Source organism: Streptomyces sp. CMB-StM0423 (genome assembly GCF_002847285.1).
Classification (GTDB): Bacteria; Actinomycetota; Actinomycetes; order Streptomycetales; family Streptomycetaceae; genus Streptomyces.
This window is the reverse complement of the sequence record NZ_CP025407.1, coordinates 7,202,257-7,224,271: the sequence shown is the minus strand read 5'-3', so window position 1 is coordinate 7,224,271 and position 22,015 is coordinate 7,202,257. Positions and strand designations below refer to the sequence as shown.

Annotated in this window: 18 protein-coding genes; 13 read left to right on the top strand and 5 right to left on the bottom strand. The window is 74.7% G+C overall.

The genetic code is table 11. The features are described from left to right. Complete coding sequence (gene frc / locus CXR04_RS31470) at window positions 1-1,230, bottom strand: formyl-CoA transferase (RefSeq protein ID WP_101425599.1); 1,230 nt, start codon at window positions 1,228-1,230, stop codon at window positions 1-3. A gap of 9 nt (window positions 1,231-1,239) precedes the next feature. Then, window positions 1,240-2,949, bottom strand: coding sequence for a thiamine pyrophosphate-binding protein (locus CXR04_RS31465; RefSeq protein WP_101425598.1), 1,710 nt, complete (start codon window positions 2,947-2,949; stop codon window positions 1,240-1,242). A 165-nt stretch (window positions 2,950-3,114) separates the two neighbouring features. Here CXR04_RS31465 and sucC point away from each other — a divergent pair, with 165 nt between their 5' ends. From sucC to CXR04_RS31440, 5 genes are all read left to right on the top strand, one after another. Continuing rightward, window positions 3,115-4,248 (top strand): ADP-forming succinate--CoA ligase subunit beta, encoded by a 1,134-nt coding sequence (gene sucC / locus CXR04_RS31460; RefSeq protein ID WP_101425597.1) that lies wholly within the window; start codon window positions 3,115-3,117, stop codon window positions 4,246-4,248. Between the two features lie 5 nt (window positions 4,249-4,253). Beyond that, window positions 4,254-5,129 (top strand): succinate--CoA ligase subunit alpha, encoded by an 876-nt coding sequence (sucD, locus tag CXR04_RS31455; RefSeq protein WP_101425596.1) that lies wholly within the window; start codon window positions 4,254-4,256, stop codon window positions 5,127-5,129. Then, window positions 5,126-5,560, top strand: a complete 435-nt coding sequence (locus CXR04_RS31450) for a carbonic anhydrase (protein ID WP_101425595.1) — start codon at window positions 5,126-5,128, stop codon at window positions 5,558-5,560. The genes sucD and CXR04_RS31450 overlap by 4 nt, the downstream gene beginning before the upstream one ends. Beyond that, window positions 5,557-7,092, top strand: a complete 1,536-nt coding sequence (locus tag CXR04_RS31445) for an aldehyde dehydrogenase family protein (RefSeq protein WP_101425594.1) — start codon at window positions 5,557-5,559, stop codon at window positions 7,090-7,092. The genes CXR04_RS31450 and CXR04_RS31445 overlap by 4 nt, the downstream gene beginning before the upstream one ends. 124 nt (window positions 7,093-7,216) lie before the next feature. Then, window positions 7,217-8,038: an SGNH/GDSL hydrolase family protein gene (locus tag CXR04_RS31440; protein ID WP_199850570.1), complete on the top strand. Its 822-nt coding sequence runs from the start codon at window positions 7,217-7,219 to the stop codon at window positions 8,036-8,038. Here CXR04_RS31440 and CXR04_RS31435 read toward each other — a convergent pair. After that, a complete protein-coding gene (locus CXR04_RS31435; protein ID WP_101425592.1) occupies window positions 8,022-9,644 on the bottom strand; it encodes a glycerol-3-phosphate dehydrogenase/oxidase in 1,623 nt (540 codons plus the stop codon). The genes CXR04_RS31440 and CXR04_RS31435 overlap by 17 nt on opposite strands. Next, window positions 9,641-10,240, bottom strand: a complete 600-nt coding sequence (locus CXR04_RS31430) for a TetR/AcrR family transcriptional regulator (RefSeq protein WP_101425591.1) — start codon at window positions 10,238-10,240, stop codon at window positions 9,641-9,643. Before CXR04_RS31430 ends, CXR04_RS31435 begins: the two co-directional genes overlap by 4 nt. Before the next feature lie 81 nt (window positions 10,241-10,321). Between CXR04_RS31430 and CXR04_RS31425 the strand changes: the two genes are divergently transcribed. Next, the gene (locus CXR04_RS31425) at window positions 10,322-11,929 is read left to right on the top strand and encodes an FAD-binding oxidoreductase (protein WP_234380569.1); all 1,608 of its coding nucleotides are present in this window, start codon (window positions 10,322-10,324) and stop codon (window positions 11,927-11,929) included. 123 nt (window positions 11,930-12,052) lie between these two features. Beyond that, window positions 12,053-12,844, top strand: a complete 792-nt coding sequence (locus tag CXR04_RS31420; RefSeq protein WP_101425590.1) for a diacylglycerol/lipid kinase family protein — start codon at window positions 12,053-12,055, stop codon at window positions 12,842-12,844. 75 nt (window positions 12,845-12,919) lie between these two features. On the opposite strand, the gene CXR04_RS31415 is transcribed toward CXR04_RS31420, so the two are convergent. Further along, window positions 12,920-13,996 carry a S1 family peptidase gene (locus tag CXR04_RS31415; RefSeq protein WP_101425589.1) on the bottom strand — a complete coding sequence of 359 codons (1,077 nt, stop codon included), beginning with the start codon at window positions 13,994-13,996 and terminating at the stop codon, window positions 12,920-12,922. A 436-nt stretch (window positions 13,997-14,432) separates the two neighbouring features. On the opposite strand from CXR04_RS31415, the gene CXR04_RS31410 reads away from it, so the two are divergent. The 6 genes from CXR04_RS31410 (at window position 14,433) to CXR04_RS31385 (ending at window position 21,732) form a co-directional block, all read left to right on the top strand. Continuing rightward, the gene (locus CXR04_RS31410; protein WP_101426699.1) at window positions 14,433-15,326 is read left to right on the top strand and encodes a universal stress protein; all 894 of its coding nucleotides are present in this window, start codon (window positions 14,433-14,435) and stop codon (window positions 15,324-15,326) included. Between the two features lie 161 nt (window positions 15,327-15,487). After that, window positions 15,488-16,645 (top strand): winged helix DNA-binding domain-containing protein, encoded by a 1,158-nt coding sequence (locus CXR04_RS31405; protein ID WP_101425588.1) that lies wholly within the window; start codon window positions 15,488-15,490, stop codon window positions 16,643-16,645. A 328-nt stretch (window positions 16,646-16,973) separates the two neighbouring features. After that, entirely contained in the window at window positions 16,974-17,588 is a 615-nt protein-coding gene (locus CXR04_RS31400; protein ID WP_101425587.1) for a transglycosylase SLT domain-containing protein, read from the top strand. A gap of 263 nt (window positions 17,589-17,851) precedes the next feature. After that, complete coding sequence (locus CXR04_RS31395; protein ID WP_234380568.1) at window positions 17,852-19,600, top strand: sensor histidine kinase; 1,749 nt, start codon at window positions 17,852-17,854, stop codon at window positions 19,598-19,600. Beyond that, the gene (locus tag CXR04_RS31390; protein ID WP_101425586.1) at window positions 19,597-20,235 is read left to right on the top strand and encodes a LuxR C-terminal-related transcriptional regulator; all 639 of its coding nucleotides are present in this window, start codon (window positions 19,597-19,599) and stop codon (window positions 20,233-20,235) included. The genes CXR04_RS31395 and CXR04_RS31390 overlap by 4 nt, the downstream gene beginning before the upstream one ends. 411 nt (window positions 20,236-20,646) lie before the next feature. Continuing rightward, a complete protein-coding gene (locus CXR04_RS31385) occupies window positions 20,647-21,732 on the top strand; it encodes a mechanosensitive ion channel family protein (protein ID WP_101425585.1) in 1,086 nt (361 codons plus the stop codon). Window positions 21,733-22,015: the final 283 nt, after the last annotated feature.

Sequence of the window (22,015 nt, the reverse complement as noted above, 5' to 3'; positions counted from 1 at the left end):
TCAGATCACTCCGTCCGTCTTGAGGCCGGCCATGTCCTCGGCGGTCAGGCCCAGTTCGCTGCCGTAGATGTCGTGGTTGTGCTCGCCGAGGAGCGGGGAGCGGCGGATGGCCGCGGGCGAGTCGGAGAGCCGCAGCGGGCTGCCGACGGTGACGTACGTGCCGCGCTCGGGGTGCTCGACCTCGACGACGATCCCGTTGTCCCGCAGGCTGGCGTCCTCGATGATCTCCTTGGTGGAGAGGATCGGGCCGCAGGGGATGTTGTGCGCGTTGAGCTTCTCCAGCACCTCCCACTTGAGCAGGGTGCTCGACCACTCCTCGATGAGCTGGAACATCTTGCCGAGCTTCGGCAGCCGCGCCTCGGGCGTGGCCCACTCGGGGTCCTCGGCCAGCTCGGGGCGGCCGATCAGCTCGGTGAGCGGCCGCCAGCCGACGGGCTGGACGATGACGTACACGTAGTCGTTGGGACCGCCGGGCGCGCAGCGGACCGCCCAGCCGGGCTGGCCGCCGCCGGAGGCGTTGCCGGAGCGCGGCACCTCGTCGCCGAAGTCCTCGTTGGGGTACTCGGCGAGCGGGCCGTGCGCCAGCCGTTGCTGGTCGCGGAGCTTGACCCGGCAGAGGTTGAGCACGGCGTGCTGCATGGCGACGTTGACGCGCTGGCCGCGACCGGTGCGGGTGCGCTGGTAGAGCGCGGCGAGGATGCCGGCGACGGTGTGCACGCCGGTGCCGGAGTCGCCGATCTGCGCGCCGGTGGCCAGCGGCGGACCCTCCTCGAAGCCGGTGGTGGCCATGGAGCCGCCCATGGCCTGGGCGACGACCTCGTACGCCTTGAAGTCGGTGTACGGGCCCTCGCCGAAGCCCTTGATCGAGGCGTAGACGATGCGCGGGTTGATCTCCTGGATCCGCTCCCAGGTGAAGCCCATGCGGTCGACGGCGCCGGGGCCGAAGTTCTCCACCAGCACGTCGCTGCGGCGCACCAGTTCGGTGAGCAGCTCCTTGCCGCGCGGGGTCTTGGTGTTGAGGGTGATGCTGCGCTTGTTGCCGTTGAGCATCGTGAAGTAGAGGCTGTCGACGTCCGGGAGGTCGCGCAGTTGCTTGCGGGTGATGTCGCCCGCGGGCGCCTCCAGCTTGATCACGTCGGCGCCGAGCCAGGCGAGCAACTGCGTGGCGGAGGGCCCGGACTGGACGTGGGTCATATCGAGGACGCGAACGCCCTCAAGGGCCTTCGTCATGGGGTCACCTCACTTGTACATGGTCTGGTTCATGGTTCCGGGGGCGTACGCGTCCGGGTCGACCCAGACGTTGACGAGCGACGGCTTGCCGGACTCGCGGGCGCGGCGCAGCGCGGGGCCGATCTCGGCGGGGTCGCGGACCTCTTCGCCGTGGCCGCCGAGCATGCGGGCGAACTCGTCGTACGGGACGTCGCCCAGGGTGTTGCCGACCCGCTCGCGCTCGACGCCGTACTTGGCGGCCTGGCCGTAGCGGATCTGGTTCATCGAGGAGTTGTTGCCGACGATGCCGACGAACGGCAGGTCGTAGCGGACGAGGGTCTCGAAGTCCCAGCCGGTGAGCGAGAAGGCGCCGTCGCCGAAGAGGGTGACGACCTCCTTGTCCGGCCTGGCCTGCTTGGCGGCGAGCACGAACGGCACGCCGACGCCGAGGGTGCCGAGCGGCCCGGGGTCCATCCAGTGGCCGGGGCTGCGGGGCTGGACGACCTGGCCGGAGAAGGTGACGATGTCGCCGCCGTCGCCGATGTAGATGGAGTCCTCCGTGAGGAAGTCGTTGATCTCGCTGACCAGCCGGTACGGGTGGATGGGCGAGGCGTCGGAGGTGAGCTGCGGCAGCCGCTTGGCGCGCGCCTTCTCCTCCACCGCGCGCAGCTCCTCCAGCCACTCCTTGCGCTTGGCGGCGCCGCCGTTGAGGCGTCCGGACGCGGCCTGCGCGGCGGCGGCGAGGACGAGTCCCGCGTCGCCGACGATGCCGAGGTCGATGTCGCGGTTCTTGCCGACGGTGCGGTAGTCGAGGTCGATCTGCACGACGGTCGCGGTCGGCGAGAGCCGCCTGCCGTAGCCCATCCGGAAGTCGAAGGGCGTGCCGACGATGACGATGAGGTCGGCCTCGGTGAAGGCGTACCTGCGGGAGAGCTGGTAGTGGTGCGGGTCGCCGGGCGGCAGGGTGCCGCGGCCGGCGCCGTTCATGTACGCGGGCACGTTGAGGGCGCGTACGAAGTCGATGGCGGCGGCGGTGCCGCGGGTCGTCCAGACCTGGCTGCCGAGCAGCACAGCCGGCTTCTCGGCGTGCACGAGGAGGTCGGCGAGCTTCTCGATGGCCTCGGGGTCGCCGGCGCTGCGGGTGGAGGCGCGGTAGTGGCCGGCGCGGGGGATGCGCGCCTGGTCCGCCGGGACCTTGGCGTCGAGGACGTCGCGCGGGATCTCCAGGAAGGACGGCCCGGGGGCGCCGTGGTAGCACTCCCGGAAGGCCATGGAGACCATGTCCGCGACCCGTGCGGTGTGCGGCACGGTGGCGGCGAACTTGGTGATCGGCGCCATCATGTCGACGTGCGGTAGATCCTGGAGCGAGCCCATCTTGTGCTGGGTCAGGGCTCCTTGGCCGCCGATGAGCACCATGGGGCTCTCGGCGCGCAGCGCGTTGGCCACGCCGGTGACCGCGTCGGTGGTGCCGGGGCCCGCGGTGACGACCGCGCAGCCGGGCTTGCCGGTCAGCCGGGCGTATCCGTCGGCGGCGTGCGCGGCCACCTGTTCGTGCCGTACGTCGACGACCTCGATGCCCTCGTCGACGCAGCCGTCGTAGATGTCGATGATGTGGCCGCCGCAGAGCGTGTAGATGACCTCGACGCCTTCTGACTTGAGCGCCTTGGCGACGAGGTGGCCGCCGGAGATGTGGTCGGGGTCTCCGGGGGTGCCGGGGTTGCCGGATGTGCCGTCGGACATGGGGAGTTCAGTCCCTTCACCGGTGCGTTCGCTGTCACTCTGTACATTGCATACAGGACACGAATACTGTATGCAGACGGTTATCCCGCATCGGTGAGTCGATGTCCAGGGGGCGTGCACCGGAAATCTCCAAGTCGGACGCGACCAACGGAAGGTGCCCTTGAGATGGATCTGTTCGAGTACCAGGCGCGGGAGTTGTTCCGCAGGCACGGCGTTCCCGTGCCCGACGCGGCGGTGGCATCGGACCCGGCGGGAGTCCGGGCGGCGGCCCGGGTGCTGGGGAGCGGGACGGTGGTCAAGGCCCAGGTGAAGACGGGCGGCCGGGGCAAGGCGGGCGGGGTGCGGCTCGCCCCGGACGCGGCGGCGGCCGAGGCCGCGGCGCGGGACATCCTCGGCATGGACATCAAGGGCCACCGGGTGGACAAGGTGATGGTCGCGAGGACCGCGGACGTCGCCGCCGAGTTCTACGTCGCGTACCTGCTGGACCGCGCCGCGGGCACGTTCCTGGCGATGACCTCGGCGGAGGGCGGCATGGATGTCGAGGAGGTCGCGGCGGCCCGTCCTGAGGCGCTGGCCAGGATCCCGGTGGACCCGGCCGAGGGCGTCACCGGGGCCGTGGCGCGGCGCATCGCCGCGGCCGGGGGGCTGCCCGCGGCGGCCGTGCCCGTACTGGTGGCGCTCTGGGAGGTGTGCACGGCGGAGGACGCGCTGCTGGTCGAGGTCAACCCGCTGGTCACCACCGCCGACGGCGCCGTCCTGGCGCTGGACGGCAAGGTGACCCTGGACGACAGCGCCGGCTTCCGGCACCCGGAGCACGCGGCGTACGACGTGCCGGACGAGGCCGGTTCGCTGGAGGCGACGGCGCGCGCGAAGGGGCTCAACTACGTCAAGCTCGACGGCCGGGTGGGCATCGTCGGCAACGGGGCGGGGCTCGTCATGTCGACGCTCGACGTGGTCGCCAGGAACGGCGCCGCGCCCGCCAACTTCCTCGACATCGGCGGCGGCGCCTCCGCCGACGTCATGGCCGACGGCCTCGGCGTGATCCTCGCCGACCCGGACGTGGAGTCCGTCTTCGTCAACGTCTTCGGCGGCATCACCGCCTGCGACGCGGTCGCCGACGGCATCGTGCGCGCGCTGGAGCGGATCGAGCTGACCCGCCCGCTGGTGGTCCGCCTCGACGGCAACAGCGCCGAGCGCGGCCGGCAGATCCTCGCCGCCGCCCGGCACCCCCAGGTCACCCAACTGGACACGATGGACGGCGCCGCCGCACGGGCGGCCGCCGTACCGGCAAGGAGCTGATCCGCATGGCAGTCTTCCTCACCGCGGCGAGCAAGGTCGTCGTCCAGGGCATGACCGGCGCCGAGGGCCGCAGGCACACCCGGCGGATGCTGGCGTCCGGCACCGCTGTCGTCGGCGGCGTCAACCCGCGCAAGGCGGGCACCAGCGTGGCGTTCGGCGACCGGGAGGTCCCGGTCCACGGCACCGTCAAGGAGGCCGTCGCCGCCACGGGCGCGGACGTGTCCGTCGTCTTCGTACCGCCGCCGTACGTCAAGGACGCCGTCGACGAGGCGGTCGACGCCGGGCTCGGGCTCGTCGTCGTCATCACCGAGGGCGTCCCCGTCCACGACACCGTCGCCTTCCGGGCCCGCGCCGAGGCCGCCGGCGTACGGCTCGTCGGCCCCAACTGCCCCGGGCTGATCTCCCCCGGCCTGTCCAACGCGGGCATCATCCCCGCGGACATCACCGGCCCCGGCCGGATCGGCCTGGTGTCGAAGTCCGGCACCCTCACGTACCAGTTGATGTACGAGCTGCGCGACATCGGCTTCTCCACCTGCGTCGGCATCGGCGGCGACCCGGTCGTCGGCACCACCCACATCGACTGCCTGCGCGCCTTCGAGGCCGACCCGGACACCGAACTCGTCGTGATGATCGGCGAGATCGGCGGCGACGCCGAGGAGCGGGCCGCGGACTACATCAAGGCCCACGTGACCAAGCCCGTCGTCGGCTACGTCGCCGGCTTCACCGCCCCCGAGGGCAAGACCATGGGCCACGCCGGCGCCATCGTCTCCGGCTCCTCGGGCACGGCCCAGGCGAAGCAGGAAGCGCTGGAGGCCGCCGGCGTGAAGGTCGGCACCACCCCGTCGGAGACGGCGCGGCTCGCCCGCGAGGCGCTGGGATGACCGGCACCGAGGACCTGCTCGCCCGGCGCCGGGGCGGTGCGGCCCTCGCCCCGCTCGATCCCGCCGCCAGGGCACCGGCCAGCAAGGTCGCCGTACTCGCCTGCATGGACGCCCGGCTGGGCGTGGAGGCCATGTTCGCGCTGCGGCCGGGCGACGCGCACGTCATCCGCAACGCGGGCGGGTGCGTCACCCCCGACGCGCTCGACTCGCTGCGGCTGAGCCAACTGCGCGGCGGCACACGCGAGATCGTGCTCGTCCACCACGAGGACTGCGCGGCCCTCGACGAACCGGCGGCCGACCTCGTGCGCTGCCTCGACCGGCTCGCGGCGAGTCCCCGGCTGCCCCACAGGGACGTGGTGCGCGGCTTCCTCTACACGCGCGGCGGCGAGCTGCGCGAGATCCGCCCCGGACGAGCGGAGACGCCCTCGTGACCCTCACCCTCAAGCCCGGCACGGCGTGGCCCGACGCCTGGGCGCGCTGCCTCGCGGCGGCGCCCGAGGCGTTCCGCGACGAGCGCGTGCTGAACCACTGGAACGGCGTCTGGAGGGCCGACGGCCGCCCGCTGCCGGCCACGTCGCCGGTGGACGGCACGCCGATCGCGGGGCCGCCCCGGCTGGACGCGGCCACCGCGCACGCCGCGGTACGTACCGCTCTCGACGCCCACCGGAGCTGGCGGCACCTGCGGCTCGCGGAGCGCAAGGCGCGGGTGTCGACGGCCCTGGACGCCATCGAGGAGCACCGCGACCTGCTCGCGCTGCTCCTCGTCTGGGAGATCGGCAAACCCTGGCGGCAGGCCACGGCCGACGTGGACCGCGCCGTGGACGGCGTGCGCTGGTACGTCGAGGAGATCGACGGCATGCTCGCGGGCCGGACCCCGCTGCCGGGACCGGTCAGCAACATCGCGAGCTGGAACTACCCGATGAGCGTGCTCGTGCACGCCATGCTCGTCTGCGCCCTGGCCGGCAACGCGGCCATCGCCAAGACCCCGACCGACGGCGGCCTGGCGTGCCTGACCCTGGCCTGCGCGCTGGCCGTGCGCGCCGGCGTGCCGCTGACGCTGGTCTCCGGCAGCGGCAGCGAGCTGTCCGAGGCGCTGGTACGGGCGCCGGAGCTGGGCTGCGTGTCCTTCGTCGGCGGGCGCGACACCGGCGGGCGGGTGGCCGCCGCGCTGGCCGACCTGGACAAGCCGCACGTGCTGGAGCAGGAGGGGCTGAACTGCTGGGGGGTGTGGAACTACTCGGGCTGGGCCACGCTCACCCCGCAGGTGCGCGCCACCTTCGACTACGCCAAGCAGCGCTGCACCGCCTACCCCCGGTTCGTCGTCCAGCGCGCCGCCTTCGCCGACTTCCTGGCGGCGTACCTGCCGGCGGTCGGCTCCGTACGCGTCGGGCACCCGCTGGCGGTGGCGCGGCCCGACGACCCGCTGCCCGACCTGGACTTCGGGCCGCTGATCAGCGCCGCCAAGGCCAAGGAGCTGGCGGACCTGGTGGCGCACGCGGTGGACCGGGGCGCGGTGCCGCTGTACCGGGGCCGGCTCGCGGACGCGCACCTGCTGCCGGGCCAGGACACCTCCGCGTACGCCGCGCCGGTGACGCTGCTGGACCCGCCGCCGGCCTCGCCGCTGCACCACGCGGAGCCGTTCGGCCCGGTCGACTCGATCGTGCTGGTCGACACCGAGGCGGAGCTGCTGGCGGCGATGAACGCCTCCAACGGCGCTCTGGTCGCCACCGTCTCCTGCGACGACCGGGAGTTCTACGACCGGGTGGCGCCGCAGATACGGGCGTTCAAGACGGGCCGCAACGCGCCGCGTTCGCGCGGGGACCGGGCCGAGCTGTTCGGCGGCTTCGGCGCCTCGTGGCGCGGCGCGTTCGTCGGCGGGCACCTGCTGGTGCACGCGTTCACCGAGGGCCCGGCGGGCGAACGCCCGCCGGGCAACTTCCCCGATTATCAGCTCATGCCCTGATGAACTCCTGTAACAGGGGTTGAACGGCGCATCGCGGGCGCACAGTTGCGACTTGGCATGGACATGGGTTTCAGGGGGCAGGGTGTGGTTACCACTCGGTACAACCTCACCCCCAGGGGGTTCCATGAGAACTACCCGGCCCTTGCGGCTGCTGCTGGGTTTCCTCGTCGCCACCACAGTGGCGCTGCTCGGCAGCGTGCCCGCGCAGGCCGCCGAGAGCGCGGCCGGCACGAGCGCCTACGCCGAAAACTACGTAGCGCTCGGCGACTCCTACGCCTCCGGCGTGGGCGCCGGTTCGTACGACTCGGCGAGCGGCGACTGCAAACGCAGCAACAACGCCTACCCGGTGCTGTGGAAGAACGCGCACGCCCCGGCGTCCTTCTCCTTCACCGCCTGTTCCGGCGCCCGTACGGGCGATGTCATCAACAACCAGCTCGGTCCGCTCAACTCCGGCACGTCCCTCGTCTCCATCAGCATCGGCGGCAACGACGCGGGCTTCGCCGACGCCATGACCACCTGTGTGCTCCAGGGCGAGTCGGCCTGTATCAACCGCATCAACCAGGCGCGCACCTATATCGAAGGCACTCTTCCCGGGCGGCTGGACGCGGCTTACGACGCGATCACCGCCCGCGCCCCCAACGCGCAGGTGGTCGTGCTCGGCTACCCGCGGATGTACAAGCTGAGCGGCGGCTGCTTCTTCGGCATCAGCGAGCGCTCCAGGGCCGCCATCAACGGCGCCGCGGACGCACTGAGCGACGTCACCGCCAAGCGCGCGGCCGACCACGGCTTCGCGTACGGCGACGTCCGGCCGGCGTTCTCCGGGCACGAGATCTGCTCGAACAGCGAATGGCTGCACAGCGTCACCTTCCCCATCGGTGACTCGTACCACCCCACGGCGGCCGGGCAGTCCGGCGGCTACTACCCCGTGTTCAACGCCCTGGCCTGACCGCCACGGGCACCGCGGACAGCACCTCGCGGGCGGCCGCCACCGCGGCCGCCCGCTCCGCCGCCACCAGCCCCAGCCGGGTGCGCCGGTCCAGCAGGTCGGCCTCGTCGAGCGCGCCCTCGTGGCGTACGGCCCATACCAGCTCGGCGCCGGTGACCGGGTACCCCGGGACGACCGGCGCGGCGAGCGCCGGCTCGGCGGCGGCCAGCGCCTGCACCGCGGGCGCCTCCGTCCCGTAGCGCTGCACCAGCCGGCGCGGTGCGTCGAGCCCGGCCAGCTCCGCCGCGGGCGCGGCGCCGACGAGCGGCAGCCGGGCGGTACGGCACGGACCCGCGGTCAGTCCCGCGCAGGACACCGCCGCGTCCACCGCGTCCTCGGCCATCCGCCGGTACGTCGTCAGCTTGCCGCCGACGACCGTGACCACGCCGTCCGGGGACGTGAGGATCGCGTGCCGGCGGGAGAGGTCGGCGGTGCTGCCGTCGCTCTCCAGCAGCGGGCGCAGCCCGGCGAACGCGCCGACGACGTCGGACCGGCGCACCGGCACGTCCAGCGCGGAGTCCAGCACGTCGAGCAGGAAGCCGACGTCCGTCTCCGGCGCCGCCGGGACGTCGGGCACCTCGCCGTCGACCGGCTCGTCGGTCAGCCCCACGTACACCCGGCCGTCGTCCTGCGGCAGCACCAGCGCGAACCGTCCGGTCGCCCCCGGGATCGGGATGTGCACCCCCGCGCCGCCGGGCTGGCGCCCCATCCCCAGCGCCTCGGCGCGCAGCACCAGATGCGTGCCGCGCGAGGGGCGCAGCCGCACCCCCGGCACCAGCGAACCGGCCCACACCCCGGCCGCGTTGACCACCGCGCGGGCCCGGATACGGAGTCGCTCCCCCGTCGTCTCGTCGCGGACCACCGCGCCGGCGCCGGTCAGCTCCACCGCCCGGACCCGGGTCAGCACCCGGGCCCCGTACCCCGCGGCCGTCCGCGCGACGGCGGTCACCAGCCGGGCGTCGTCGGTCAGTTGCCCGTCCCAGGACAGCAGCCCGCCGCGCAGCCCGTACCGCCGCAGCCCCGGCACGAGCTGCCCGGTCTCCACCGCGGAGAGCCGGCGGGGCGGGGGCAGCGCCGCGCGGGAGGTGCGCGCCGCGGCGCGCAGCAGGTCGCCCGAGCGCAGCCCGGCCCAGGCGACGGCGGCCTGCGCGCGGGTGGTGAGCGGGGTGAGCGGGATGACGAACGGCTGGGCGTGCACGAGGTGCGGCGCGATGTGCTCCAGCAGCGCGCCGCGCTCCACCGCGCACTCGCGGGCGATGCCGACCTGGCCCGAGGCGAGGTAGCGCAGCCCGCCGTGGATGAGCTTGCTGCTCCAGCGCGAGGTGCCGAACGCCAGGTCGTGCGCGTCGATCGCGGCGACGGAGAGCCCGCGCGCGGCGGCGTCCAGAGCGACGCCGGCGCCGGTGGCGCCGAGCCCGACGACCAGCAGGTCGACGGGCTCGCCGGCCGCCAGTCCGGCCAGCTCGCGGGTGCGGCGGCGGGCGTTGAGGGAGAAGTTCCGGGGGGCGCCGGCCGCGCTCGCGGCGGCGCTCGGGTCGGTGGGCTGCCCGGCGGGCGGCGCGGTCATGGCGAGAGCATCCTCTCCAGCACCCCGCGCAGCTCGTGCTCGAACGCGCCGGTGCAGAGGTCGGGGTCGTCCTCGTCGGTCATGGTGCGCATGGAGAAGGTGAAGGACTGCACGACGAGCAGCGCGGCCCTGGCCTGCCGCACCGCGTGCCCCTCGCGTACGGAGCCGTCGGCGTGGCCCTTGCGGATGTCGTCGGCGATCAGGTCCAGCAGGACGTCCTGGCTGGCGCCGCGGCGGTCGAGCATGTACGGCAGCAGCAGTTCGGGGTCGACGTCGAGGATTTTGCGGAACAACGGGTGCGCGCGCAGCGCGCGCGAGCCCTCCGTGAGCCCCGCCACCAGGACCTCGCGCGCGTTCGCCGCGCCGTCCGCGGCGGGGAGCGCCCCGCGCGCGACGTCGATCCACTCGCGCGTCATGAGATCGCCCACCAGGGACTGCACGTCGGGCCAGCGCCGGTACAGCGTCATCCGCGACACGCCCGCGCGGCGGGCCACGTCCGTGAGCGTGGTGCGGCGCACGCCCACGGCCAGGACGCAGTCCCGCAGCGCGTCGAGCGCGAGGTCGTCCAGCGAGGGCTTGTGACGTTTCGACTTCACCTGTCACAGTGTAACGAGAATGACTGCGGAGGAAACCCCCCGGCCGGGGTGCCGGGCCCGTACGGGAGGTTCGCGTTGGACATGCTGTGGAACGGGTGGGGCGACCCCGGGCAGGCGGCGCCGCTCCCCGACGGCGTCCGCGACCTGCTGCGCGACCTGCTGGGGGTGCGGCCCGCGGACACCCCGCCGGTGGCCCTCGACGACCTCGACGTGCCGCCGCCGCGGCTCGGCGCGGACGTCCTCGACGCGCTCGCGCACGCGGCGGGCGGCGCGGCGCACGTACGCACCGACGCGGCGAGCCGGGTGCGGCACACCCGCGGCAAGTCCACGCCCGACCTGCTGCGCATCCGCGCCGGGGAGGTCGCGGACGCGCCGGACGCGGTGGTGCTGCCCGGCGGCCACGACCAGGTACTGGCGGTGCTGCGGGCCTGCGCGGAGCGGCGGGTGGCGGTGGTGCCGTTCGGCGGCGGCACGTCGGTGACCGGCGGGCTCGCCCCGTACGCGAACGGAAGCGGCTTCTCCGGTGTGGTCGCCCTCGACCTGCGCCGGCTGGACCGGCTGGCGGCGCTCGACGAGGTCGCGCGCACCGCGGAACTCGACGCGGGCCTGCGTGCGCCGGAGGCCGAACGGCTCCTCGGCGAGCGGGGGTTCACCCTCGGCCACTTCCCGCAGTCCTTCGAGTGGGCGACCGTCGGCGGCTTCGCCGCGACCCGCGGCAGCGGCCAGGCGTCCGCGGGCTACGGGCGGTTCGACGAGATGGTGGTGGGCCTGACGGTGGCGACGCCGGAGGGCACGCTGCGGCTGGGCCGCGCGCCGCGCTCCGCCGCGGGGCCGGATCTGCGGCAGTTGGTGCTGGGTTCCGAGGGCGCGTTCGGGGTGATCACCTCGGTGACCGTACGGGTGCGGCCGCTGCCCGGGGTACGGGCGTACGAGGGCTGGCGGTTCGGCTCCTTCGACGCGGGCGCGGCGGCGCTGCGCACGCTGGCGCAGGACGGGCCGCTGCCGACGGTGCTGCGGCTGTCCGACGAGACCGAGACGATGGCGGGCCTGGCGCGCCCGGAGGACCTCGGCGCGCCGGACGGTTCCTCGCCGGGCGGCTGCCTGGTCGTCACCGGGTACGAGGGCGCGGCGGGCGAGGCGGCGGACCGCCGCGCGGCGGCGCGGGTCGTGCTCCGGGCGGCGGGCGGGGAGTTGCTGGGCGCGGAGCCGGGTGAGTCCTGGGCCGCGGGCCGCTACCGGGCCCCGTACCTGCGCGACGCGCTGCTGGACGCCGGGGCGTTCGCGGAGACGCTGGAGACGGCGGCCTTCTGGCCGGCGCTCCCCCGGCTGTACGAGGCGGTGCGCGGGGCGCTCACCGAGACGCTGACGGCGGCGGGGACGCCGCCGCTGGTGATGTGCCACATCTCGCACGTGTACGAGACGGGCGCGTCGCTGTACTTCACGGTGGTCGGCGCCCGCGGCAGCGACCCGCTGGGCGCGTGGGAGCGCGCCAAGGGGGCGGCGAGCGACGCGATCCTGGAGTGCGGCGGCACGATCACCCACCACCACGGCGTGGGCACGGACCACCGCCCGTGGTACGCGCGGGAGATCGGCCCGCTGGCCGTGGCGGCGCTGCGGGCGGTCAAGTCGACGCTGGACCCGGCGGGCATCCTCAACCCGGGGGTGCTGCTGCCGAGGGCGGACGAGTGAGCGGGCGGCGGGCGCGCGCCCCGTTCGGTACGGGACGGCCGTCCGGCCGGCGCGCGGGCCGCCCTCCCCCGACTCGCAGGTGACCTCCTGACCGCCGTACGCACCACCGAACCGGAGCCCGCCATGCGCCGCTTCACCGCCATCGTCAATCCCGCCGCCGGCCGGGCCGCCGGGGCGGCCGCGCTCATTCCGCTGGCCCGGGCGCTGCGGGGGGCCGGGGCGCAGGTCGAGGCGGAGTACAGCCGGGGGTTCGGGCACGCCGCCGAGCTGGCCGAACGCGCCGCGGGCGCGGGGCGTACGGTGCTCGCGGTCGGCGGCGACGGGATGGCCGGGACCGTGGCCGGGTCGCTCGCGGAGACCGACGCGGTGTGCGGGCTGGTGCCCGGGGCGGTCGGGCGCAACGCGGTCGCGCGGGCGCTGGGGCTGCCGCGGGCTTCGGAGGAGCTGGCGGAGCTGCTGCTGCACGGCGAGCCCCGGCCGGTGGACGTGCTGCGGGTCGACGGCGAGGCGCCGTCCTTCGCGCTCGGCGCGGTGTGGATCGGCGCGGGCGCGGCCCGTACGGCACCGGGCCGGGCGCTGGCGTCGCGGCGGTCGGCGCTCTTCCGGATCACCGTGGACGGCACGCCGTACGAGATGCGCGGCCACACCGCCGTCCTCGCCAACGCCCCCTGCCCCGGCGCCCCGGCCGCGCCCGATTCCGGCCCCGGCGTCCGGCTCGACGACGGCGCGCTGGAGGTCGCCGTCCTCGGCGGCGGCCCCGGACGGCCCACGCGGACGCGCGGCGAGATGCTGCGCGGGCGGAGCGTGCGCGTCGAGGCGGACCGGCCGATGCCGTACGCCGCCGACGGCATCCCCGCGCCCGGGCTGCCGCTGACGGCGCGGGTCCTGCCGGCGGCGCTGCGGGTGCTGCACTGACGGCCGGGCCCCCGGCACCGTGCGGTGCCGGGGGCCCGGGTCGTACGTGCTGCGTCGGTGCGTGGAGCGCTCCGGTTACGGGATGGTGGCCCCGTACTCGTCGAGGGCCGCGACCACCGGCTCGAAGAACGTCTCGCCGCCGTTGGTGCAGTCGCCGCTGCCGCCCGAGGTGAGGCCGATCGCGTCGCTGCCCGCGAAGAGCGAGCCGCCGCTGTCGCCGGGCTCGGCGCAGACGTCGGTCTGGATCAGACCGTCGACCGTGCCCTCCGGGTAGGTCACCGACACGTCGAGCGCCACGACGCTGCCGTCGTGGAGCTGCGTGGTGCTGCCGCTGCGCTGCACGGTCTCGCCGACCGTGGCCTCACGCGCGCCGGTGATCTCCTGGGCGCTGCCGTCGTAGGTGTCGACCTCGCTCGGGTGCTCGACGTCCGCCGTGTACTTGACCAGCGCCCGGTCGTTGCCCGGGAAGGTCGCACCCTCGGCCTCGCCGATGACGGGCCCGCCCGAGGACTCGGACCAGGAGCTGCCGCCGAGCTCGACGCAGTGACCTGCGGTCAGGAAGTAGGGCTCCCCGTCCTTGGTCACGTTGAAGCCGAGCGAGCAGCGGGAGCCGCCGGTGTAGATGGCGTCGCCGCCGGAGATGTACGGCTTGAACGTGCCCGCGGTGCGCTTGAGCACGGCCTTGCCGTCCTGCGCCGCGACCTCCTTCTTCAACTGGGCCAGTTCGGCGCCCTTGACCGTGCTGTCGGCGGTGACGACGACCTGGTTGGTGACCGGGTCGAGCGCGCGCGACGTGCCGGCGGTGGCGCCCTGCGTGAGGTCCGCCTTCGCGGACTTGAGCTCCTTCGTGGTGTGGTCGACGGTACGCGCACGGGCGCCTGCCGCCTCGGCCTGCTCGGCTGCCTCGTCGTTCACGACGTTGACGACGAGTTCCTTCGCCTGGGCGTCGTAGTACGCCCCGGCGGCCCCGCCCTTGAGGTCCTGGACGAGGGTGCCGGCGAGTTCGCCCGCGGCGGCCGACGACAGCGTGTCGGCGACGGGCTCACTCGGGCTGGCGTTGGCGGTGGCGAGCGTCAGACTGCCGGCGATCAGCGCGGCGGCGCCGACGCCCGCGATGGCGTACCGGCTCTTGGATATGGCTCGATACCTCAACGTGCTGCCTCCTATGGGGGGTTGGATCCACCCGGCGACGGGCGGACTCTGGAGGATTTAGTTGGACATGCACATGCCAAGCAGCGAACAGATTTATCACTGCAAGACAACTCGCCGAGTATGACTAACTCGTGAGTAGCACACAAGGCCACGCTCCTTGTGTGCCAGATCACTTGAGGCCATGGCAACAGAACGCGTCCAACTGCGCGGCCGTACCGACCCCTTCGCGGGCCCGCCGGCAGGCGCGCCGGACGGGCCCGGGTGCGGCCGGTGTTGCCCGGCGCACACGGGGCGCGCGGCCCGCGCCGTGCTCCCCCGCGGTACCCGGAGCACCGGCGGCGACGGCGGCAGAGGGCGCCCGCGGGGCGCGCGCCGGCCGTCAAGAGGAAGTGCGCCCCCTCGCCCGCGCCGGGCGCGGTGTGCAAGCCTCGTGGACATGAGAAAGCTGGTGGCAGGGGTGGACGGCTCGGACGCGAGCCTCGCGGCACTCGACTGGGCGGTGGCCGAGTCGGTCCGGCGCGGGGCGGAGCTGCGGATCGTGTACGCGCCGCTGTGGGAGCCGTACGAGCGCACGTGGCCGGAGTTCACCGCCACCCGGCCGCGCGGCCGGAGCGTGGCGGAGCACGTCCTCGTGACCGCGGCGGACCGCGCCCGCGAGCAGGGGCGGGGCATCGAGGTGGAGGCGGAGCTGCTCTCCGGCGACCCGGTGCCGGCGCTGCTGCGCGAGGCCGAGAAGGGCACGGTGCTGGTCGTCGGCGACCGGGGCCGCGGCGGGCACGACGCGCTGCCGCTGGGCTCGGTGGCGCTGACGGTGGCGGCGCGGGCGGCCTGCCCGGTGGTGGTGGTACGGGGCGAAGGGGCGGCGCGGCGCGGCGAGTTCGGCCGGGTCGTGCTCGGCACCGGGAACGACGGGGCGGAGCCGGCGGCCGTGGACTTCGCGTTCCGGGTGGCGCAGGCGCGCGGCTGCCGGGTGACGGCGGTGCACTCGTGGCGCTCGCCGGAGCGGGGCGTGGCGACGCACGCGCACACCCTGGGCGGGGCGCCCGACCCGCGGATGCGGGAGGCGGAGTGGGCGCTGGGCCGCGCGGTGCGCACGGCGATGGAGCGCCATCCGAACGTACCGCTGGAGCGGCAGTCGCCGGAGGGCCTGCCGCGCGACACGCTGCTGACGGCGGCGGCCGAGGCGGACCTGGTGGTCCTCGGCGCCCGCCGCACCCCGCTCGCGGACGCGACGGCGGGCGCGGGGGCGACGGGCATACAACTGGGCCCGGTCAGCCACGGGGTGCTGCACCTGGCCCCGTGCCCGGTGGCGGTGGTCCGGGAGGACTAGAAGGACTGGCAAGACCAGAGGGACAAGAGGGGAACAGAGGTGACGGCCCGGCGGGGCCATCACCTCCCGGACACCCGGCGAGAGCCGGCGGGCGCACCCGCGCCGGGCGGCGCCCGCCGTCGTGTACGGCCGGTGTCAGACCCTCTCCGTAGGGTGGCGGGATGGTGATCACCACCGCGCGGCGCCGCGCCCGGCTCGCGCACCGCCAGTTGCTCGTCGGCCCGGCCCGCGCCACGTCGCCGGAGGAGGTGGCGGAGGCGCTCGCGGGGCTGCACGCGACCGACTCGCCGACCGTCGCACTGTCCGCCCGCGCCCGGCTGCGCGAGCCGTCGCTCGCCGCGCTGGACCGCGCGCTGTACGAGGAGGGGTCGCTGCAGCGCATGCACGCCATGCGGCGCACGCTCTGGGTGGTGCCCACGGAGCTGGTGCCCGTGTTCCGCTTCGCCGTCGGCGAGACCGTCGCCGCGCGCGAGCGCGCACTGCTGGTGAAGCAGCTCGGCACCGCCGGGCCGCAGTACGACGAGGCGTGGCTGACCGCCGCACAGGAGCGGGCGCTGGCCGCGCTGGCGGAGCTGGGCGAGGCGAGCGCCGCCGAGGTCACGGCGGCGGTGCCGGAGCTGGCCCTGACGTACACCCTCTATCCGGGGAAGCCGTACGAGTCGCGCCCGCGGGCCGGCAGCGGGGTCATGCGGGTGCTGGGCATGGAGGGCCGGATCCGGCGCACCCGGCCGCTGGGCGGCTGGACGTCGGGGCAGTTCCGCTTCGCGGTGGCGCCGCCGGTGGCGCCGATGGATCCGGCGCGGGCGCGCACCGAGCTGGTGCGGCGCTGGCTGGCGGCGTTCGGGCCGGGGACGCTCGCGGACGTCAAGTGGTGGACGGGGCTGCCGCTGGGCCAGGCCAGGGCCGCGCTGGCGGAGCTGGGGGCGGAGAAGGCTGCGCTCGACGAGGGCGTGGGGTACGTACTGCCGGGCGATCTCGGCGAGGATCCGGACCCCGGGCCGTGGGCGGCGCTGCTGCCCGGCCTCGACCCGGCCACGATGGGCTGGCGCGACCGCGACTGGTATACGGACCCGGCCCACCGCACGAGGCTCTTCGACAGCGCCGGGAACGCCGGGCCCACGGTCTGGTGGCGCGGCGAGGTCGTCGGCGCCTGGGCGCAGCGCCGGGACGGCGCCGTCGTGCACCGGCTGCTCGCCGACCGCGGCGCCGAGGCCCGCCGGGCCGTGGCGGCGGAGGCGGAGCGGCTGGAGGGCTGGCTGGCGGCGCAGCGGCTCGTGGTCAGCTTCCCGGCGCCGATGACCAAGGAGCTGACCGGCTGACGCCCGCTCCGGGCATCCGCGGGCCTGGCCGTTTGTAGACAAAGCGGCCGAGATGTCAGTTTTGCCGAGTAGCGCCCGCTTTCATTTGTGACCTCGCCCACATGGGCTGCGTCACATACGAAGCGCGGTCGTACTCCACCTCCCGGCACGGGGGCGCCCGGCGCCTCAGCGAGGGGGCATCCGTTCCGGCTTGTCGCACTACGAGCGGTAGTAACTGGGGTGCGTGACATTACCGGTTTGTGTCCGTTAAAACTTCCCAAGTCGCCCGTTTTCGCCGACTCCGGGCGGCCGTCCCCCCACGTAGGCACACGGAAAGAGACCCGCTCACATGTCTGCTCCCACCCTTCTGCGACCCGCCGCCGCCCGCCGACGACTGCTGGCCGCAGGCGGCTGGGCCGCCGCGGCCGTCGCCCTCACCGGCGTGGTCGCGCCGCAGGCCGTCGCCGCCGCGCCGCAGAGCGCCGCCCCCGCCTCCGCCCACGCCTCCGCGCCCGCCAAGCCCTCCGCGCCGTCCAAGGCTCCCGCGCCCTCCAAGGCCCCCGCGCCCTCCAAGGCCCCCGCGCCCTCCAAGGCCCCCGCGCCGTCCAAGGCCCCCGCGCCGTCCGCCACCCACGCGACGACCGGCGACACCCTGGACGAGTGGATCAAGCAAGCGATGGACGTCATGGACCGCCACGGCATACCCGGCACGTACGACGGGATCCACCGCAACATCATCCGCGAGTCCAGCGGCGACCCGAAGGCGATCAACAACTGGGACATCAACGCCGTCAACGGCGTCCCCTCGCAGGGCCTGCTGCAGGTGATCCCGCCCACGTTCGACGCCTACCACGTGACCGGCACCACCAAGAGCATCGTCGACCCGGTCGCCAACATCGTCGCCGCGTGCAACTACGCCGCCGACCGCTACGGCTCGATCGACAACGTCTGGGGCGCCTACTGAGCCCGCCGCGCACCGTCCCCCCGGCGGCCCGCCCCGCGCGTACGTGATCCCCGGGACCCCGCCGTCCGGCACTCTCTCTCCCCCCGCCGGACGCCGGGGTCCCGGCTTCCCGTACGCCCGTCACACCGACTACCGGAATTCACCCTTCCGGTAGTCGGCATTGCCTTCTCCGGGGTCAAGCCCCAGGTCAGACGGCCCGCCAAGGCCGCCGCCAGACCCGCTCGCGGCGACATCCACCCCTCCGGATGCCTTAGCGTTGGCCCGTGCACTCCCGGGAACCGACGCAGGTCATGCGCTGCTGGACGGTGGCGGCCGCGCTGGCCGCCGTCGTCTCCGGCGGCGTCGGCGCCTGGGCGTACGCCGGGACCGGCGCCTCCACCGCCGACCTCCTGCGCGACCTCGCCGTCGGCTGGGCCTACGCGGGCGCCGGCCTCGCCGCCTGGTGGCGGCGCCCGGCCAACGCCACCGGACCGCTGATGACCGCGGTGGGTATCACCTGGTTCCTCGGCAACCTCCAGGGCACCACGATCCCGGCGCTCTTCGCCCTCGGCTCCTGGTGGGAGGGCCTGAACGTGGCCGTCCTCGCCCACCTCGTCCTCGCCTACCCCGACGGCCGCACCGACTCGCCCGCCACCCGCCGGATAGTGCTCCTCGGCTACGGCCTGGTGGCCACCGGCGGCCTGCTGCGCACCCTGGCCTTCGACCCGGCGGCCCATCCCGGCGGCTCCTACCTCGCCTGCCGCGACTGCGGCCCCAACCCGCTCTTCACCCCCGGGCTCGGCGACCTCTTCCCCACGTTCGACGCCGGCTTCCGCGCCATCGGCTGGGCCGTCTCGATCGCCGTGGTGGTGGCGGTCGTACGGCGCTGGCGGCGCGCCTCCGTCGCCCGCCGCCGCGCGCTGCTGCCGGCCTGGCTCGCCGTCCTGGTCGCCACGTCCTTCCTGCTGTGGGACGTGCTCGTGGTGCTCGTGCCCGCGGGCGAGCCGGTCGAGGGCGCCGTGGGCGTGTTCTCGGACGTGGCGCAGACCGCCGTGCCGCTCGCCTTCCTCGTCGGGCTGCTGCGCATGCGCTTGCAGCGCGCGGAGGTCGGCGGCCTGGTGATGGAGGTCGGCGGCGACCCGGACCCGGGGCGGCTGCGCGAGGCGCTGGTGCCGGTCCTCGGCGACCCGGGGCTGCGGCTGGGCGTGTGGCGCCCGGAGGCCCGCGCGTACGTGGACGCGGCGGGCGAGCCGGTCGAGGAGGCCCCGGCGGGCAGCACCCGGATCGACGCGGCCGGGGGCGCCCCGCTGGCGCTGCTGCGCCACGATCCGGCGGTCGCGGAGGACGAGGAGCTGCTGCGCTCGGCGGTCGCCGCGCTGCGGCTCGCGCTGGAGAACGTCTGGCTGCAGGCCGAGGCCCGGGCCGCGGGCGCCCGCGTCGTCGAGGCCGCGGACAGCGAGCGCCGGCGGCTGGAGCGGGACCTGCACGACGGGGCGCAGGCCCGGCTGGTCTTCGCGCTGATGACGCTGCGCCGGGTGGAGAAGGGCCTGGCGGACCACCCCGACGAGGAGCTGCGCCGCTCGGTCGGCGATGTGGAGCGGAGCCTGCGGCTGGCCGTCGAGGAGCTGCGCGGCCTCGCGCACGGCATCCACCCGGCGGTGCTGACCCGCGACGGGCTGGCGTCCGCGCTGCGGGAGCTGGCCGGGCGGGCGGAGCTGCCGGTGGTGGTCGCCGCGGAGGACCGGCGCTTCGCGCCGCACGTCGAGGCCACCGCGTACTTCACGGTCAGCGAGGCGCTGGCGAACTCCGCCAAGCACGCCCGCGCCCGGGCGGTCAGCGTCAGCGCCCGCCACCGCGACGGCCGGCTGGTCGTCGAGGCGGTGGACGACGGCGTCGGCGGCGCCCGGCACGACCACCTCGGCGGCGGGCTGCGCGGGCTGGCCGACCGGGTCTCGGCGGTGGGCGGCGTGCTCACGGTGCACAGCCCGCCCGGCGGCGGCACGCGGGTGGTCGCGGAGCTGCCGTGCGAGTGATCGTCGCCGAGGACTCCGCGATCCTGCGCGAGGGCATCGTCCGGCTGCTGGGCGACGCGGGCGTCGCGGTCCCCGCGCAGTGCGGCGACGCGGACCCGCTGCTCGCCCTGGTCGGGCGGCACCGCCCGGACGCGGTGCTGCTCGACATCCGGATGCCGCCGACGCACACCGACGAGGGGCTGCGGGCCGCGGCCGCGATCCGCGCCCGGCACCCGGGCACGGGCGTGCTGCTGCTGTCGCAGTACGTCGAGACCGGCACGGTCGTACGGGCACTCACCGAGGATCCGCGCGGCTTCGGCTATCTGCTGAAGGAGCGGGTCGCCGACGCGGACGAACTGGCCGGCGCGCTGCGCCGGGTGGCGGCGGGGCAGAGCGTCGTGGACCCGCGGGTGGTCACGCACCTGATGCGCTCCGCGCGCGCGGCGGAGCCGCTGGCCGGGCTGACGGCGCGGGAGCGGGACGTACTGACGCTGATGGCGGAGGGGCGCTCCAACGAGGCCATCGCGCGGGAGCTGGTGATCGGCGGCAAGACCGTGGAGACGCACGTACGGAACATCTTCGCCAAACTCGGCCTGGAGTCGGACGACTCGGGCCACCGGCGGGTGCTGGCCGTGCTCAGGTATCTGCGCGGCTGAACGCCCCCGCCGGGGCAGGCCGCACCCCCGCGGCGGCAGCCCCGGACCGGCGGCGCACGCGGCCGGTCGCGCGCGCGTCGGCGCGCCGCGACGGGACCGCGGTGCCGGCCGCCGCTCCGCGGCGGTCCCCCACGCGCGCCCCCGTTCGTCCCCCGCGCATCCCCGCGTGCCCGCCGCGGAGCGGAGCCGGTGCAGACCACCGTAGCCGCGCGGTGCGCACCGCACCTCAGGGCTGACCCTGAACTTCCGCCTCCGCAGCGGCGCGGCCCACACGAATGCAAACGGGACCGGACCGTCCGGTTCCTGCGGCCGCGGGGCCAACTGCCCCGCCGGATACGGCAGGATGGCGAGCGCGCCGGATCGCACAGGCGTCCGGTCGTACCCCGTCCCCGAACGAAGACAGGTATCAAGGTGAACCGAGCCCTCACTCTGCACGATCTGGTCGTCGCCGGCTCCGCGATACTCGGCGGCATCGGCGCCGGCCTGCTCCTGCGCGTGCTGCTGGGCTGGCTGGGCAAGGGCGCGACCCGGACGAGCTGGGCCGGCGACGACATCCTCGTCGGCGCGCTGCGCACGATGGCCCCCTGGGGCGCGCTGGCCGGCGGCGTCTCGATCGCCGCCGCCGCGCTGCCGCTGAAGCGCCCGGTCGAGCACACGGTGGAGCAGATCGTCGTCGCCGTGCTCATCCTGACGGTCACTGTCGCCGCGGCCCGGGTGGTCGCGCAGCTCATGGGGGTCCGCTCGCAGGGAGTGGGCTCGGCCACCATCCTGGTCAACATCACCCGCATCGCGGTACTGGCGATCGGGCTGCTGATCCTGCTGGAGACCCTGGGCATCTCGATCGCCCCGCTGCTCACCGCGCTCGGCGTCGGCGGCCTCGCGGTGGCGCTGGCGCTGCAGGACACACTCGCCAACCTCTTCGCCGGGGTGCACATCCTGGCCTCCAAAACGGTGCAGGTCGGCGACTACATCCGGCTCAGCAGCGGCGAGGAGGGCTACGTCACCGACATCAACTGGCGCAACACCGTGATCCGCACCCAGTCGGACAACCTCGTCGTCATCCCCAACGACCAGCTCGCCAGCACCATCATGACCAACTACCACCGCCCCGAGCAGGAGTTGTCCATCGTCGTGCAGGCGGGCGTGGCGCTCTCCAGCGACCTCGACCTGGTCGAGCGGGTGACGGTGGAGGTGGCGCACGAGGTCATGGCGGCGGTCGAGGGCGGCGTGCCTGACCACGACCCGGTGGTCCGCTTCCACACCTTCGGCGACTCGCGCGCCGGCTTCTCCGTGGTGCTGCGTGCCGTCGAGTTCAGCGACCAGTTCCGGATCAAGCACGAGTTCATCAAGCGGCTGCAATTGCGCTACCGGGAAGAGGGCATCGAGATCGCCCACCCCGTGCGCAACGTCGTCCTGCACCACCAGGAGGCCCCGGTGCTGCTGCCGCGGCAGCGCGAGGCGTCGGACGTGCCCGTCGGCGGCCCGTCCGCGGGCTGAACCCGCGGCGCCCGCCCACGCCCCTCCCTGCGGCCCCGCCGGGCGATCCAGCCCCGTCCGGCGGGGCCGAACCGTCCTTGATCACACCCCAGTTTGCTCTTTCCAAAGACAAAGTCGTGCCGATTCTGGTCGTAGGCATTGGCGTTGCGACGGAAGAGGTCTAATCTCCAACCGGCCGCCGTCACATGTCGGGACGTGGACGGCGGGGGGACGTAAAGCCGCGCACGAGCCGCAGCGCGCGGGCCGATCAAGGACGGCGCGAACGGGCCGACCACCCAGGAGC

What these genes read in the sequence shown, in the direction of transcription:
- frc (WP_101425599.1), bottom strand. Translation starts at nt 1,230, where the DNA reads ATGACGAAGGCCCTTGAGGGCGTTCGCGTCCTCGATATGACCCACGTC.
- CXR04_RS31465 (WP_101425598.1), bottom strand. Translation starts at nt 2,949, where the DNA reads ATGTCCGACGGCACATCCGGCAACCCCGGCACCCCCGGAGACCCCGAC.
- sucC (WP_101425597.1), top strand. Translation starts at nt 3,115, where the DNA reads ATGGATCTGTTCGAGTACCAGGCGCGGGAGTTGTTCCGCAGGCACGGC.
- sucD (WP_101425596.1), top strand. Translation starts at nt 4,254, where the DNA reads ATGGCAGTCTTCCTCACCGCGGCGAGCAAGGTCGTCGTCCAGGGCATG.
- CXR04_RS31450 (WP_101425595.1), top strand. Translation starts at nt 5,126, where the DNA reads ATGACCGGCACCGAGGACCTGCTCGCCCGGCGCCGGGGCGGTGCGGCC.
- CXR04_RS31440 (WP_199850570.1), top strand. Translation starts at nt 7,217, where the DNA reads ATGAGAACTACCCGGCCCTTGCGGCTGCTGCTGGGTTTCCTCGTCGCC.
- CXR04_RS31435 (WP_101425592.1), bottom strand. Translation starts at nt 9,644, where the DNA reads ATGACCGCGCCGCCCGCCGGGCAGCCCACCGACCCGAGCGCCGCCGCG.
- CXR04_RS31425 (WP_234380569.1), top strand. Translation starts at nt 10,322, where the DNA reads ATGCTGTGGAACGGGTGGGGCGACCCCGGGCAGGCGGCGCCGCTCCCC.
- CXR04_RS31420 (WP_101425590.1), top strand. Translation starts at nt 12,053, where the DNA reads ATGCGCCGCTTCACCGCCATCGTCAATCCCGCCGCCGGCCGGGCCGCC.
- CXR04_RS31410 (WP_101426699.1), top strand. Translation starts at nt 14,433, where the DNA reads ATGAGAAAGCTGGTGGCAGGGGTGGACGGCTCGGACGCGAGCCTCGCG.
- CXR04_RS31405 (WP_101425588.1), top strand. Translation starts at nt 15,488, where the DNA reads ATGGTGATCACCACCGCGCGGCGCCGCGCCCGGCTCGCGCACCGCCAG.
- CXR04_RS31400 (WP_101425587.1), top strand. Translation starts at nt 16,974, where the DNA reads ATGTCTGCTCCCACCCTTCTGCGACCCGCCGCCGCCCGCCGACGACTG.